The 14,436-nt window shown below is 43.2% G+C and carries 15 protein-coding genes; 11 read left to right on the top strand and 4 right to left on the bottom strand.

Features of this window, described 5'->3' with window-relative positions; translation table 11 throughout:
• The first annotated feature begins 204 nt into the window (after positions 1 to 204).
• Positions 205 to 834: a hypothetical protein gene (locus tag MHI37_RS16895; RefSeq protein ID WP_256709459.1), complete on the top strand. Its 630-nt coding sequence runs from the start codon at positions 205 to 207 to the stop codon at positions 832 to 834.
• A gap of 147 nt (positions 835 to 981) precedes the next feature.
• Here MHI37_RS16895 and lexA read toward each other — a convergent pair whose 3' ends face one another.
• Positions 982 to 1,602, bottom strand: a complete 621-nt coding sequence (gene lexA, locus MHI37_RS16890) for a transcriptional repressor LexA (RefSeq protein WP_076334625.1) — start codon at positions 1,600 to 1,602, stop codon at positions 982 to 984.
• A gap of 216 nt (positions 1,603 to 1,818) precedes the next feature.
• Between lexA and MHI37_RS16885 the strand changes: the two genes are divergently transcribed.
• The 8 genes from MHI37_RS16885 to MHI37_RS16850 all read left to right on the top strand — a co-directional run bounded on the left by MHI37_RS16885 (position 1,819) and on the right by MHI37_RS16850 (position 8,169).
• Positions 1,819 to 2,136, top strand: a complete 318-nt coding sequence (locus MHI37_RS16885) for a LysM peptidoglycan-binding domain-containing protein (protein ID WP_179090119.1) — start codon at positions 1,819 to 1,821, stop codon at positions 2,134 to 2,136.
• 160 nt (positions 2,137 to 2,296) lie between these two features.
• The gene (locus MHI37_RS16880) at positions 2,297 to 3,016 is read left to right on the top strand and encodes an ABC transporter ATP-binding protein (RefSeq protein ID WP_076334626.1); all 720 of its coding nucleotides are present in this window, start codon (positions 2,297 to 2,299) and stop codon (positions 3,014 to 3,016) included.
• Positions 3,006 to 4,367, top strand: a complete 1,362-nt coding sequence (locus MHI37_RS16875) for an FtsX-like permease family protein (protein WP_076334627.1) — start codon at positions 3,006 to 3,008, stop codon at positions 4,365 to 4,367. Before MHI37_RS16880 ends, MHI37_RS16875 begins: the two co-directional genes overlap by 11 nt.
• Before the next feature lie 23 nt (positions 4,368 to 4,390).
• Positions 4,391 to 5,476 carry an efflux RND transporter periplasmic adaptor subunit gene (locus tag MHI37_RS16870; RefSeq protein ID WP_306010651.1) on the top strand — a complete coding sequence of 362 codons (1,086 nt, stop codon included), beginning with the start codon at positions 4,391 to 4,393 and terminating at the stop codon, positions 5,474 to 5,476.
• Between the two features lie 121 nt (positions 5,477 to 5,597).
• The gene (locus MHI37_RS16865; RefSeq protein ID WP_076334629.1) at positions 5,598 to 5,789 is read left to right on the top strand and encodes a DUF896 domain-containing protein; all 192 of its coding nucleotides are present in this window, start codon (positions 5,598 to 5,600) and stop codon (positions 5,787 to 5,789) included.
• A gap of 44 nt (positions 5,790 to 5,833) precedes the next feature.
• Positions 5,834 to 6,823 carry an aldo/keto reductase gene (locus tag MHI37_RS16860; protein ID WP_076334630.1) on the top strand — a complete coding sequence of 330 codons (990 nt, stop codon included), beginning with the start codon at positions 5,834 to 5,836 and terminating at the stop codon, positions 6,821 to 6,823.
• 26 nt (positions 6,824 to 6,849) lie between these two features.
• Positions 6,850 to 7,356 (top strand): hypothetical protein, encoded by a 507-nt coding sequence (locus tag MHI37_RS16855; protein ID WP_076334631.1) that lies wholly within the window; start codon positions 6,850 to 6,852, stop codon positions 7,354 to 7,356.
• Positions 7,357 to 7,380: 24 nt separating this feature from the next.
• Positions 7,381 to 8,169 (top strand): HAD-IA family hydrolase, encoded by a 789-nt coding sequence (locus MHI37_RS16850; RefSeq protein WP_076334632.1) that lies wholly within the window; start codon positions 7,381 to 7,383, stop codon positions 8,167 to 8,169.
• Positions 8,170 to 8,242: 73 nt separating this feature from the next.
• Here MHI37_RS16850 and MHI37_RS16845 read toward each other — a convergent pair whose 3' ends face one another.
• Positions 8,243 to 8,791, bottom strand: coding sequence for an acireductone dioxygenase (locus MHI37_RS16845; protein ID WP_076334633.1), 549 nt, complete (start codon positions 8,789 to 8,791; stop codon positions 8,243 to 8,245).
• A gap of 142 nt (positions 8,792 to 8,933) precedes the next feature.
• Between MHI37_RS16845 and metH the strand changes: the two genes are divergently transcribed.
• Together metH and rnz are read left to right on the top strand one after the other, a co-directional pair.
• Entirely contained in the window at positions 8,934 to 12,374 is a 3,441-nt protein-coding gene (gene metH / locus MHI37_RS16840) for a methionine synthase (protein WP_076334634.1), read from the top strand.
• 112 nt (positions 12,375 to 12,486) lie between these two features.
• The gene (gene rnz, locus MHI37_RS16835) at positions 12,487 to 13,416 is read left to right on the top strand and encodes a ribonuclease Z (protein WP_076334635.1); all 930 of its coding nucleotides are present in this window, start codon (positions 12,487 to 12,489) and stop codon (positions 13,414 to 13,416) included.
• Positions 13,417 to 13,464: 48 nt separating this feature from the next.
• On the opposite strand, the gene MHI37_RS16830 is transcribed toward rnz, so the two are convergent.
• Both MHI37_RS16830 and MHI37_RS16825 read right to left on the bottom strand, forming a co-directional pair.
• Positions 13,465 to 14,076: a DUF1648 domain-containing protein gene (locus MHI37_RS16830; RefSeq protein ID WP_076334636.1), complete on the bottom strand. Its 612-nt coding sequence runs from the start codon at positions 14,074 to 14,076 to the stop codon at positions 13,465 to 13,467.
• A complete protein-coding gene (locus MHI37_RS16825; RefSeq protein ID WP_076334637.1) occupies positions 14,066 to 14,359 on the bottom strand; it encodes an autorepressor SdpR family transcription factor in 294 nt (97 codons plus the stop codon). Before MHI37_RS16825 ends, MHI37_RS16830 begins: the two co-directional genes overlap by 11 nt.
• Positions 14,360 to 14,436 lie beyond the last annotated feature (77 nt).

The raw sequence follows: 14,436 nt of genomic DNA, 5'->3' as shown, positions 1-14,436 counted from the left end.
TATGCGAATACCTACTCGGGCGTATGGGCAGTGAAAAAACGTTGATTGACGTTTAGACAAACGGCTCTGTTTCGCTTAATTAAGCTGTGAGCTGATCAGTACCATAAAGAGTTGGTACTATCCGGAATACAGCCTTATTGCTATATTCGAATAAGGAAGTTATGTCCGGAATATCGGACAAACGCAGTTAATGAGGTGGTCAGAGTGCGAGAGATTATGGCTCAGCAGAACTTAACAAATAACATATATGTTTTATTAAGCGATACCGGTACATGCTTTACACGATTGATTCAAGGCTTTACAGGCGCGCCATTTAATCACGCATCTCTAGTCCTGGATACCGATTTGCAGGAGGTATATAGCTTCGGTAGAAAACACGCGAAAAATCCTTTGTTTGCAGGTTTTGTTAAGGAGGACGTGTATGAAGGCACTTTCCGTCAGTTCCCGAATACGAGATGTGTACTGCTGCGAATTTCGGTCACTGCAAAACAGCGAGCATCAATTCTTCAGGTCATTCAAACCTTTAAAAAGAACAAGGATAGTTATCGCTACAATTTGATTGGGTTGCTGGGTGTGCTGTTCAACGTAGACTTAAAGCTCACGGATTCTTATTTTTGTTCGCAGTTTGTTGCAGAAGCACTTCGCAGCAGCGATGTTAACCTTTGGGAGCGTCCATCAGCATTAGTAACTCCTAACGATTTTCTTTTGCACGGAAAATTCGAAGTGGTGTATGAAGGATTGCTTTATGAGTATCCGAGGCTTAACCGTAAAAGATTGGCCCTTTATCAAAAGCAGACAATCTCAACCCGCTTGATTGGTAAGCGAGCCATATAGATGGAGGAAGCCGTAATACGAAGAAACGACTTCGGCGTCTATATGGCGAGATGATCTGCTTTCCTATATTTAAAATAAAGAAGAGGCTGAATCACTTATGCTTACGCATGGATTCAGCCTCTTTCTTATGTACGCTTAACAGTAGATTTAATGAATATCACGGAAAAGTCCAATGACTTTTCCCAAAATGGTTACGTTTTGGAGAATAATAGGCTGCATAGTCGAATTTTCCGGCTGCAAGCGAATGTGGTTCTTCTCCTTGTAAAATGTCTTAACCGTTGCTTCGTCATCCTCAGTCATTGCAACAACGATCTCACCATTATTTGCGGTTTGCTGTTGACGAACAATGACATAATCACCGTCGTGAATACCAGCTTCAATCATACTCTCGCCCATGACACTTAAAATAAAAACACTGTTGTCACCCACAAAATGGGAGGGGAGCGGGAAGTACTCTTCGATATTCTCAGTGGCCATAATGGGAACGCCAGCAGTAACTTTACCGATGATCGGTACGTTTGCTACAGATAATGGGATAATGCCGTCCGCGCCTTCTTGATCTAAAATTTCAATTGCACGAGGTTTAGTCGGGTCCCGGCGAATTAGGCCTTTCTTCTCCAAGCGGTCTAAATGACCATGAACAGTTGAACTGGATAACAATCCAACAGCTTCGCCGATTTCTCGAACAGAGGGTGGATAGCCTTTCTCCCGGACTTCATTCTTAATAAATTCAAGAATCGAATGTTGTCGGTTAGAAATCTTCGACACTGCGATCACTCCATTAGTAGGTTTGTAGCAAATTATAACATAGAACCGGAGTTCGTACAAACATAAGTTCTTAAGTACAGAAGTTCGTATTTTCTTTGTTGACACCAAACGTTTGTTCGTGTAATCTAAAAACAGAACAAACGTTTGGGGTGCTGATAAATGATAACTAGTCCAAGTTTTTATAGAACCATTCATAAGCAAGAAGAAGCTCAAGGAATGAAATTTCGATTGATGGCTTCGCGATTAGTAAAGAGACATGTGCTTAAAATTATCGTGTGCGCAGTAGTATTTGTTCTTTTGTTTACCAGCTTTTTACTTATGGGAACCTACGCTTCGAGCAATAACCCAGTAGAAGCAGCAAAAGGCGAACAGTCCATTATCGTACATACTGGTGATACACTTTGGGATATAGCTAAGCGGTACTCCGACGGCAGTCAGGATGTTAGATATATCATTTTTATGATTAAAGATCGAAATCAATTGCAAACCTCACAAATAATTCCAGGTCAGAAGCTGATCATACCTAGCATATAATCGTAAATTCAGATAAACTATGAATAGAGTCCAAATAATATAACTTTCTCATTTAAGTAGAATGAAGCACTCTACTTGGTTGAGAAAGTTTTTTTTGTGGAGTGCAGTGGTTTTTAACCTAACACTCGTCTATTAATGGGGACTGAAGGGAGTGACTGAATTGTTACGTGTTGAAGAATTATCTCATTCCTTTTTGAATGGAAATGAGACGACAGCAGTATTGCAACAAATTAGCTTTAATGTACATAAGGGTGAAATGATTGCTTTATTAGGCAGCTCTGGCTCGGGAAAGTCGACGCTGTTGAACTTAATGGCTGGCTTAATGAAGCCTACGGAAGGACAAATCTATATTTCTGATCACAATATTGTGGAGATGAGCGAAAATCGGCTGGCAGAGTTTAGAAGAAAGCATATTGGTTTTATTTTCCAAGCATATGAGCTGATTTCTCATCTAACGGTGCGGGAAAATGTGGAGCTGCCGCTCGTCTTTCAATCTATTCATCCGTCAATTAGGAAGAAGAAATCTCTAGCTTTGCTTGAGCAAGTAGGCATTCCAGATAAGGCAGAGCTATTTCCCTCTCAATTATCAGGTGGTCAGCAGCAGCGCGTTAGTATAGCTAGATCATTAATCACGGAGCCATCCGTTATATTCGCTGATGAGCCGACCGGTAATTTGGACACAAAGACAGAGGACGAAATTATTTCGATTTTGAAGCATCTGAATCAAACAATGAAAACGACTTTTATTATCGTCACACATGAGCGTGAGGTAGCTGCACAAACCGAGAAAATCATAACCTTACGTGATGGATTTCTAGTGACAGAGCAGGAAGCGGCGCAGGATCAATTGCAGGCGGGAGGTATACTCATTGAGAATTAGTGATATATCAAAACTTTCCTGGGACCAGGTCAAGCGCAGGAAGGTTGTAACGGCTTTGTGCGCAGCAGGCATCTCTATCGGATGTGCTGCTATTATTGTAGCTATGAGCATTGGAGAGTCAGCACAGCTATACATAGAACAGCAAATGAACAGCTATCTAAAGATGGATGAAATAACCGTAACCGCAAATTCGGGTGTCCAACCAGGTCAATCTGATCCATCCATAGACGGAAACATCCAGCAGCTAGGAAATTTGACTAATCAGAAGCTTGCCATTATGAGACAAATTCCACATGTTCATGCAGCTGCCCCTTTTCAACAGCTGGATTATATGGAGATGTTGACGCTTGATGGACTTGTCTCCCAAAATCAAACTGAAATTATTGGAACTGATTTGGAGACGCTCTCCGCATTCGGCAACGAATACTTGCAGGGTGGACCTTCCGATGTGGAAGGAACGATTGTACTGAGCTATGGTGCAACGCTAGGTCTGGTTGACGAGGTGACCAGACAAAATCTACTAGACCAGATGAATCTAAATCCATATGATGACAGCTTGTATCAACAATATCGAAATTTGAACCTTGTGCCGTCTGTTCTTTATCAGAAGCAGATTCAGTTTCGTTATTACTCCCAAGATGGACAGGTTGTCAGCAGACCACTTCGCGTTGTCGGCATTTTGAAGAAACCATCTGGAGTTAGTGACGATCAAGTAATGTATAACAAGAAGGGCTATATATCGCTGAGTACTGCACAGCTTCTGAATTCCGAGCTTAAGAGGAACAACGGTAATGAAAATCATCCTCAGAGCTTCAATTCGATCATTGTTAAAGTAGATAATCAAGCTAATATTGAGCTGGTGGAGAAGCAGCTTCAGAAGCTTACGGTCAACACTCAAACTAATTTATATCAGAAGGAACAGCTTGCCAATGAGTTTAAAATTATTAAAGGAGCAGCATTAGGAATTGGTGTTTTTATACTTATCATTGCTTCGATCTCGATTGTTGTAGCGATGACGATGAGTACATATCAGCGGAGAAGACAGATTGGCATTATGAAGGTGCTTGGCGCAAATTTGGGACAAATTCGAAATATGTTCATTGTTGAGGCTGCATTGCTTGGCCTTTTAGGAGGCTTGCTCGGCGTTCTTTTTTCATACTGGATCGTATGGGGAATGAGTGGCGTTATTAATCAGTTTTCAGGCGAAGAGGATGCGGTTATTATTTTTATTCCAATTATGACCATTCCGATTGGTATGGCATTCGCCCTTGCAACAGGCATATTGTCAGGTATCTATCCAGCAATTAGTGCTTCACGTACAGATGCTTTAACAGCTATTAGGCGCGATTAATTTATAAATGTAGAAGGAGCATAATGATGAAGAAAAAAATAAAGTGGGGAATTATAGGCCTTATTATAATAGGAATTAGTTTTGTATTATTCAAAATCGGAAATCCATCACGTCCTGTGGATATGACTGCAGATAATCAGCCTATTACGTTTCAGGTAACAAAGGAAACGATCTCTAATTCTATTGAAGTAAAAGGAAAGTCACTATATGAGCAGGAAACCTTCATCTACTCGCCTTACGGCTCAGAGGTTACCCAGTGGTCTATAGCTGATGGTCAGCAGGTAACGAAAGGCGATATTTTGTTTAAGCTGGATCAAACTGCTGTTCAAAATGAGATTTTGCAAATGGAGGCTGTTCAGCGTAAAGCAAAGCTGGAGTCGGAATTAAATGAATATTTGAATCAACAAAACGAAGATTCAGAAACGCTGGAAGCGACTGAGGCTGCCCGCAAAAAAATTCTCGTTGATCGAGAGATTGCCCGTTTGACGAAGGAATTAAATGCTGTAACAGAAAACTTGCAAGCGAAAGAGCTTCTTGAGAAAAAGAAAAAGCTGAATGAATCTACCTATCGAGCGCCAGCGTCGGGTATCTTTTTATTTGATAATCCCAACAAGCGTCCACAGGCATTAGCTGATAATGAATATGTAGGTAAGGTCGTAGACCTGAATAAATTACAGTTTATTGCTTTAGTAGGCGAGCAGGACATTTTTCAGATCAAGCCAGACATGCCGGTTCAAGTTAAGATGAGCGCGATGAAAGAGATCAGCCTTACTGGCAAAGTTCAAAAGGTTTCTAAATTTGCAAAATCAGGCACGGATCAGAACAACCTGAATCAAGCTGCTCAATTTGAAGTCGTTATCGCATTAGAGCCGAACGAACATTTGATCGCGGGCCTAAGCCTTAATGGAGCAATAGAAACGAAACGAAAAGAGAATACGACAGCAGTTCCTTCCATTGCTATTATTCGTGAAAAGGAAAAAAACTACGTTATGTTTGATGCAGGAAACGGCGAGTATGAACGCAGAGAAATTAAAATTGGACTAGAAACTCCTGAGCTGACTGAGGTGCTCGAGGGTTTGAAGCCTGGAGATCAGGTTGTATTGCAATAAAAAAAGCAGCTGCTGCACTAATTCATATGGAGGTTGACCCTACGCTGTCTTGACAACTGATCGGTTGAAATGTCAAAGTATAGAGTAGTGTTTTTTCATCATGAGAGGAGTAGAGTAATAAATGGAATTCGAAAAAGTCGTTGATCGTATTAACGAGCTCGCTCGTAAACATAAATCGGTAGGTCTTACCGATGAAGAGACTGCAGAACGAGCGGAACTTCGTAAGCGGTATTTGGAAAATTTCAGAAATAATTTCCGGCAGCAACTCGACAATATTGAAATTGTAGATGACGAGGATAGTGTTAAGCACTAAAGATGTAATGTAAGATCATTTAATATCCATGGGAGGGTGTTAAGATGAAATACAAATTACTCGGTAGAAGTGGACTTGCAGTTTCGGAGCTATGTTTAGGAACGATGACATTTGGCAATACGACAAGTGTTGAGGATTCCATTGCTATGATTGATCGCTTTGTTGATCATGGGGGCAATTTTCTTGATACGGCAGATGTTTATGTCAGCGGCCGTTCTGAGGAAATCGTTGGGATGGCAATTAAGAATAAGCGATCTGATATTGTGCTGGCAACGAAGGTACGTATGACCACATCAAGCAATATTAACGGCGTTGGATTGTCTCGCAAGCATATTCTGGATGGGGTGGATGCAAGTCTTAAGCGTCTCCAAACGGATTATATTGACTTGTATCAGGTGCATGTATGGGACGAGGCTACACCCATTGAAGAAACGCTTCGTACATTAGATGACCTTGTAACCTCTGGTAAGGTGCGTTACATCGGCTGCTCAAACTTTTTTGCCTGGCAGCTGATGAAAGCACTAGGCATCAGCGATGTGAGTCGATATGTGCGATTTGTGTCGATTCAGCCGCAATACAGCCTAGTAAGCAGACAAATGGATCGGGAAATGCTGTCGCTTTGCTTGTCTGAAAATGTCGGCATTATTCCTTGGGCGCCAATTGGCGGCGGATTTCTTACGGGAAGATATAGTAGAAATATACCGACCGAGGGCCGCTTGACCTCGAAGGTGGGAGAAAGTGCTTGGGATAAACGCGCTACCGATAAAAATTTCATCATTCTGGATACCCTTCTTGAAGCAGCCAATGAGCTTGGCAAAACACCTGCACAGGTTGCACTGCGCTGGCTCATACAGCGTGAAGGCATTACATCGCCTATATTTGGTGCAAGCAAACTGGAGCAATTTGACGATAACATCGGTGCTATAGGCTGGGAAATGCCAAGCGAGGTTTGGAATCGATTGGAGCAAGTGAGTGCACTTCAGGATGATTATCCGAATCGTTTCATCGAAAAGTTTCGCAGACCGTTTGAATAGGAGTTTCAATTAGGAGGAGAATCAGCTTGTCACGATCCTGGGAGCGCAAGGTGCGCAAAAACATGAATGTTGTAAATAAAAACCGCAAGAAGCAAGGATCCGGCCAAATTGTATTAAATGCTGAGAAATCAGATAAAATTACCGGGCGCAATTTCATAGCTCCGATTATGTTAATTATTTTTATCGGCATGTACGTTTTTCTGATGTCAGGCTCCTCTGAGTTCAAGATGGATACGATGTTTTGGGTTACTGTCGGCTGCTATATTTTGCTTGCAGCGCTTTTCTTTTTCCGCAAGCCTTACATAACAATTGGCAAAGACTTTGTTCAGTCTCGTCGTCTAACGGGCGATAAACGTATTCAGGCTTCAGGAATCAAAGGGATTATCGTACAAAAAGGGTATGTGATCATACAGCAGCACAAAGGTGGAAACTGGATGTTTTCTAAAATGACAAACCGTTTTCCAACTGAAGAAATTGGCGAGAAGCTAAAGGCATTTGCACAAGCAAACGGAATTCCATTTGAGGAAAAATAAATTGGCAGGAGAGTTCGAACAACGATGACTAAACAAGCAGTTTTATTTGATCTGGATGATACATTGCTATGGGATGATCGCAGTGTGAAAGAAGCATTTGAAGCGACATGCCAGGCTGCTGCAGCTGTAACAGGTGTTAATCCTGAAGAACTAGAGGAGTCTGTACGTCGTGAAGCGAGAGCGCTATATGAGTCCTATGAAACATTTTCATTTACAAAGCTGATCGGAATTAATCCTTTTGAGGGACTATGGGCACCTTTCCGCGAAGGCGAGCAAGAAGAGTTTCGCAAGCTTGAAAGCCTTGCACCTAGTTACCGCAAAGCAGCGTGGACACAGGGGCTAAAAGCGTTAGGTATTGACAATGAGGAGCTAGGGGCTCAGCTTGCTGAGCAATTTCCAGCAGAACGCCGCTCTCGTCCAATTGTCTACGATGAAACTTTCCGTGTGCTTGACGCACTTAAGGGGAAATATAAGCTGCTGTTGCTGACGAATGGCTCGCCAGATTTGCAGCGTGAGAAGCTAGCAGGTGTGCCGGCACTCATTCCTTATTTTGATCATATTATAATTTCAGGAGAGTTTGGACAAGGGAAGCCGGCAGCGTCCATTTTCAAGCATGCTCTTGAACGTCTTGATATTGAAACGGAACATGGGATTATGGTTGGTGATAAGCTGACGACTGATATTCTTGGTGCAAATACGATCGGTATGACATCCGTTTGGATTAATCGCCATGGTGTCATTCGCAATGATGAAATCGTACCTACTTATGAAATCAAGCACTTGGAAGAGCTTCTGCAGCTGTTGGATGCTTAAATAATAGGTATCAAAAAGCCCCTCGCAGACAGCATAAGCTGTAAACGAGGGGCTTGCATTATTTTTAAGTAGCTTATGCTTGCTTTGAAGCGAACTTCTCATCTGCAAATGGATGAGCGATCCAGCCTTCTGTTTCGATGAACAAGCGAACAGCTACGATTTGACGGTTGTCCATCAACGTGAAGAAATGAGGCTTGTATTCTGGAACGGAAATAACGTCTCCAGCTTCCAGCTCAACGTCGAAATATCCAACATCGTCTGTCCCTTTAATAACGAAAATACCGCGTCCTGCAGTAATAGCGCGAACTTCATCCTCTGTGTGCGTATGCACATTTTCGAATTTCTTAAGAAGCTCGTCAAGATTAGGTGTAGCATCGGAAAGCGCAATAATATCCCAGGTTTGATAGCCGCGGCGCTGGGCCAAGTCTTTAATTTCTTCGTCATATGTTGCTAGAATTTGTTGTTTTTCTTCATCAGAAAGGACAAATTTCTGTTGTAATTTTTCTGATAGCTTGGTTGGATTCCAATGCTCATAAAGCACATCTTGATTTTCAAGAAACGCACGAACAGCCTCTTCACCTTGAATCCGTTCCTCTGTATTGCGAATTCTTATTTCAGCCATGAACATTCCCTCTTTTCCTATGGAAATAAAATGATATAATTATTATAAATCAAATTAAATCGATTGTCGATGGATTTACCTTTTCACAATAAGGGTATTCTGATAAACTATGGGTTAATGATTTTGGGAAGGGTGTAGGAAATTGTCTAAACCGACATTACAGCAAATGCTTCAAGAGCGCATACTCATCTTGGACGGCGCTATGGGTACGATGATTCAACAAGCGGATTTGAAAGAAGAAGATTTTGGCGGAGCAGAGCTGGACGGATGCAATGAAATGCTCGTTCTTACTCGGCCTGATGTTATACAATCCATTCATGAGCAATATTTGGAAGCCGGCGCGGATATATTGGAAACGAATACTTTCGGAGCCACAAGCGTCGTATTAGCGGACTATGATATACCTGAGAAAGCAAGAGAGATTAATCTGGCGGCTGCTAAGCTGGCACGGGATGCTTGTGATAAATATAGTACACCGGACAAACCTCGTTATGTTGCTGGTGCACTTGGACCTACGACAAAAACCTTATCGGTAACCGGCGGCGTGACGTTTGATGAGCTGGTAGAGAGCTATTATGAGCAGGCGCTTGCTTTGATCGAAGCGGATGTTGATGCATTATTGCTTGAGACCTCACAGGATACGCTGAATGTTAAAGCAGGAAGCATTGGTATTCGTAATGCGTTTGATAAGCTGGGCAAAGAGCTGCCTATTATGATTTCCGGTACGATTGAGCCGATGGGCACAACACTTGCTGGACAAACAATCGAGTCGTTTTATATTTCTTTGGAGCATCTGAAGCCGATTTCGATCGGTTTAAACTGCGCAACAGGCCCAGAGTTTATGCGTGATCATTTGCGTACCTTAAGTGAAATCGCTAATGCAGCAGTAAGCTGCTATCCGAATGCAGGCTTGCCGGATGAGAATGGTCATTATCACGAGTCGCCAGTGTCGCTTGCAAAGAAAATGTCAGCCTTTGCTGAGCAAGGCTGGTTAAACATAGCTGGCGGCTGCTGCGGTACTACCCCTGAGCATATTCGAGTGATGGCTGAAACCATGGCAAACTATGCTCCGCGTACGAAGATGGGTCAGCATCCAAATGCGGTATCCGGTATAGAAACCGTATATATTGAACCGGAAAATCGTCCAATTATGATTGGCGAGCGGACTAATATTTCCGGATCACGTAAATTTAAACGATTGCTTAAAGAAGAGAAGTTTGACGAAGCATCTGAAATAGCAAGAGCGCAGGTTAAGGGCGGCGCACATGTTATCGACATAAACCTTCAAGATACCGATATTGATGAAGCCTACGCGGTACACCAATTTTTGCCGCAGGTTGTGAAGAAGATTAAAGCGCCTTTAATGCTTGATTCAACCTATGATCATATTATTGAGCTGGGCTTAAAATATTCACAAGGCAAGGCGATCATCAACTCGATTAACTTGGAGGATGGCGAATCCAAGTTTGAAAGTATTTTGCCTTTGATTCATCGTTATGGCGCAGCGGTTGTCATGATTCTTATTGATGAGCGCGGTCAAGCAGTCACTCGCGAGGCGAAGATGGAAGTTGCAGAGCGCTCCTATAATTTGCTGACGCAGAAATATAAGATGAACCCTGAGGATATTATTTTTGATCCAAACATGTTCCCGGTAGGCTCTGGCGACCCGCAATATATCGGTTCAGCTGTTGAGACACTTGAAGGGATTCGGATGATCAAGGAGAAATTCCCGCTTGCCAAAACAATTCTTGGACTCAGCAACATCTCCTTTGGTTTGCCGGATGCGGGACGCGAGGTACTCAACTCCGTGTACCTTTATCATGCGACAAAAGCAGGTCTTGATTATGCCATTGTAAACACAGAAAAGCTGGAGCGTTACGCTTCTATTCCTGATGCTGAGCGTAAACTAGCTGAGGAGCTAATCTATAATACGACTGACGAGTCTTTAGCTGCATTCGTTGCGGCATTCCGTGACAAGAAGGTAGAGAAGAAAGAAAAAATTTCAAATCTATCGCTTGAAGAGCGTTTAGGCTCATACGTTGTCGAAGGTACTAAGGAAGGACTCATACCGGATCTGGATGAGGCTCTTAAGAAATATTCGGCGATGGAGGTCATCAACGGGCCGCTTATGCGGGGGATGGAGGAGGTTGGCCGTTTATTTAACGGCAACGAGCTCATTGTAGCGGAGGTGCTGCAAAGCGCCGAGGTTATGAAAGCCTCTGTCACTTATTTGGAGAGCTTTATGGAGAAAAATGAATCATCCGTTAAAGGTAAAATTATTTTGGCAACGGTTAAGGGCGATGTGCATGATATCGGTAAAAACCTTGTAGAAATCATTTTGTCTAATAACGGATATAAAATTATAAATCTAGGCATAAAGGTACCGCCAGAGCAATTAATTGAAGCTTATCGCAGGGAGAAGGCAGATGCGATCGGCTTGTCCGGATTGCTTGTTAAATCTGCACAGCAAATGGTCATTACGGCGCAGGATTTGCGTACAGCAGGTATCGATGCACCTATACTTGTTGGCGGTGCAGCCCTTACGAGAAAGTTCACCAAAACGAGAATTGGCCCAGAATATGATGGTTTGGTGCTATATGCGAAGGATGCTATGGATGGTCTGGACATTGCGAATAAGCTGATGGACCCTCAGCATCGCACGAATCTTGAAGAAGAAATGGCAGCTTACAAAGCCTCTGGCGGCTTGGAAGAGGAAGTGAAGAAGCCTCTGCCGCAATTGACACGGGCGGTCCGCTCTAAAATTTCACCAGATGCGCCTGTGTTTACACCGCCGGATTTGGATCGTCATGTGCTTCGTGATGTGCCGCTTCCACATGTTATTCCCTATGTGAATATGCAGATGCTGCTTGGTCATCATCTAGGTCTGAAGGGGAATGTCGACAATTTGCTGAAGGAAGGCAATGAAAAGGCAGTTCATCTTAAGGCAACCGTCGATGAGCTGCTGAAGCAAGGAACATCTGAAGGAATTATTAAGACCCATGGCATGTATCGGTTCTTCCCAGCTCAATCTTCGGGTAATGATGTCATCATTTATAATCCTGTTGATTCGAAGCAGGAAATTAAGCGGTTTACATTCCCGCGTCAGAACGTGGAGCCGTACCTCTGCTTGGCTGATTTCTTGAAATCAGTCGAGAGCGGCGTTATGGACTATGTAGGCTTCCTAGTTGTTACCGCTGGTCATGGTATTCGCGAGATTGCCAACGAGTGGAAGGATAATGGCGATTATTTACGATCTCATGCCCTTCAGTCTGTAGCGCTCGAAGTTGCTGAAGGCATGGCTGAACGCGTCCATCATATTATGCGGGATATTAGCGGCTATCCAGACCCTGCAGAAATGACGATGAAACAGCGTCATGGTGCCCGTTATCAAGGTATTCGCGTATCCTTCGGTTATCCGGCGTGTCCGAACCTTGAGGATCAAGGGCCGTTGTTTGATCTAATGAGACCGCAGGATATTGGCGTAGAGCTGACTGAGGGCTTTATGATGGAGCCGGAAGCATCTGTATCAGCAATGGTATTCGCCCATCCAGAAGCACAATATTTTAATGTTGAGAAGCTGTAGATTATAATAAGAAAGAGCCCTTAAAGCCTTCGGATCATCGAGCTTACGAGGGCTCTTGTTTTCAATTTTAGGAAGAGGATGTATCTGCTGCTAAGGTGAGGTGAACGAGAATATGAACATGTGGTTTTTGGGAACGGGTGCTGGGAGACCATCCAAGTATCGCAATGTAACGGCTGCGGCACTTAGACTGCCTGAACCAGATTGCAGCTGGTGGCTCTTTGATTCCGGTGAAGCAACGCAGCATCAGCTTATGCAAACACCGCTGAAGCTTAATAAGCTTGAGGTTGTATTTATAACTCATTTGCATGGTGATCATTTATACGGCTTGCCTGGATTATTAAGCAGCCGCTCATTCGACGGAGGAATTACTCCTGTTCAGCTGTATGGCCCGATTGGTTTGAAACGCTATATTGAAACTATATTTGATGTGAGCGCTACACATTTGGATTATGAGCTTGTCATCCATGAATTAACAGGTGATGAAGGGATCATTTTTGAAGATGAACGCTTTAAAGTGGAGGTTGGCCTTTTAGATCATCGTGTAATTAGCTTCGGCTATCGAATAACGGAGCATGATCAGCCTGGCAAGCTGCTCGTTCATAAGCTGAAGGCACTTGGAATTGAATCGGGTCCACTTTACGGTAAGGTGAAGCAAGGGCAGTCAATAACCTCGCCAGCCGGTGTAATCGTCACGCCTGAGGAGGTTACAGGTCCCGTTCATGTGGGGAGAGTTATAACCGTGCTTGGGGATACAAGACCATGCGAGAGCTCACTACGACTAGCTATGGGGGCTGACCTGCTGGTTCATGAAGCTACCTTTGCCGCGGGGCTTGAGGAAAAAGCACATGAATTCGGGCACAGTACGACGACAGAAGCCGCAGTAACAGCTGTAAGAGCTAAGGCTAGGCAATTGGTCATGACGCATTTTAGCGGACGCTACAGTAATGAGGATTTAACTCAATTAGAGGCTGAGGCAGCTGAGCATTTCGCAGCATCGAGAGCAGCAACGGATCATATGCACATTGAAATTAAACGCCGTTAAGGAGTAGAAAGCGAAGAAGGCGAGGGGAGACTCCCTCGCCTTCTTCGCTTATTTATGGTCTTTGCTGAAATAGAAGGATAGAAAAACAGAAGCAAGCACGATAATGACAATAATGGCGAAAAAACTAATGATTTGATAAGGAGCAGGAAGGAACGCTGCTGGAATCAATAACAAACCGCCTAATACATAAAACTTAGCTGCGGACCGATGTGTCTTTCTCCAAATGATTTCATTGGTGAGTGTCGGATTCGTTTTGATGCCGATAAAGCTGTTTGGCTCAAAACGCGGCATATATAATCCGGTTACTGCAAGAATGATGCCGACCATAGGAAGGACAATTTTTACAATATTAATTTCTACTCCATAGCCAAAAGCGATCGTGACGCCATGCAATACAAGAAAACTTAGTATAATGACGTTTTGCATCGTTTGTATGCTGGATTTGTATCGCTGATAGTTTTGTTTTTTTGGGAGCACGATGATTAAAATGATCATTAAAGCTGGCAGCAATAAGAGTGCAAAGGCTTTATGAGCTAGTCCGTCAATTTCAGTGCTAATATTCCAGTGAATGGCCATCTGCTCGGGCAGATCGGGATAACAGATAATGCTGGCCGCGATAGAAATTGCTACGACGAACCAAGATAGCAGGCTAGATTTCATTCCTTCCAATCCTTCCGGTTCTAGAGTGCTGGAAGGGGACGAACCATTCCATTAATTCTTGGAAAATGGTGTGATTTAGCGAATAGTAGATGTGCTGCCCTTGCCGTTCATCAGAAACAAGCTCTGCTTGCTTCAATATATTGAGATGATGGGAGATGCTGGGCTTGGTCATTTGGAAGTGGTCGGCGATTTCACCAGCAGTTCGAACACGCTCTAGCAATAATTCTAATATGAAGCGCCTAGTCGGATCGGACAACGCTTTGAATGCGAGGCTAATTGACATTTAAGCCATCCTTTTCAAGTAAATTGATAAAAGGGTTAGATAGTTAGACAACCATCTAAATAAGGAGGATGAAATTA

It is taken from the genome of Paenibacillus sp. FSL H8-0548 (assembly GCF_038630985.1).
In the GTDB taxonomy this organism is placed as follows: Bacteria; Bacillota; Bacilli; order Paenibacillales; family Paenibacillaceae; genus Pristimantibacillus.
This window is presented reverse-complemented; position numbering and strand designations above follow the sequence as displayed.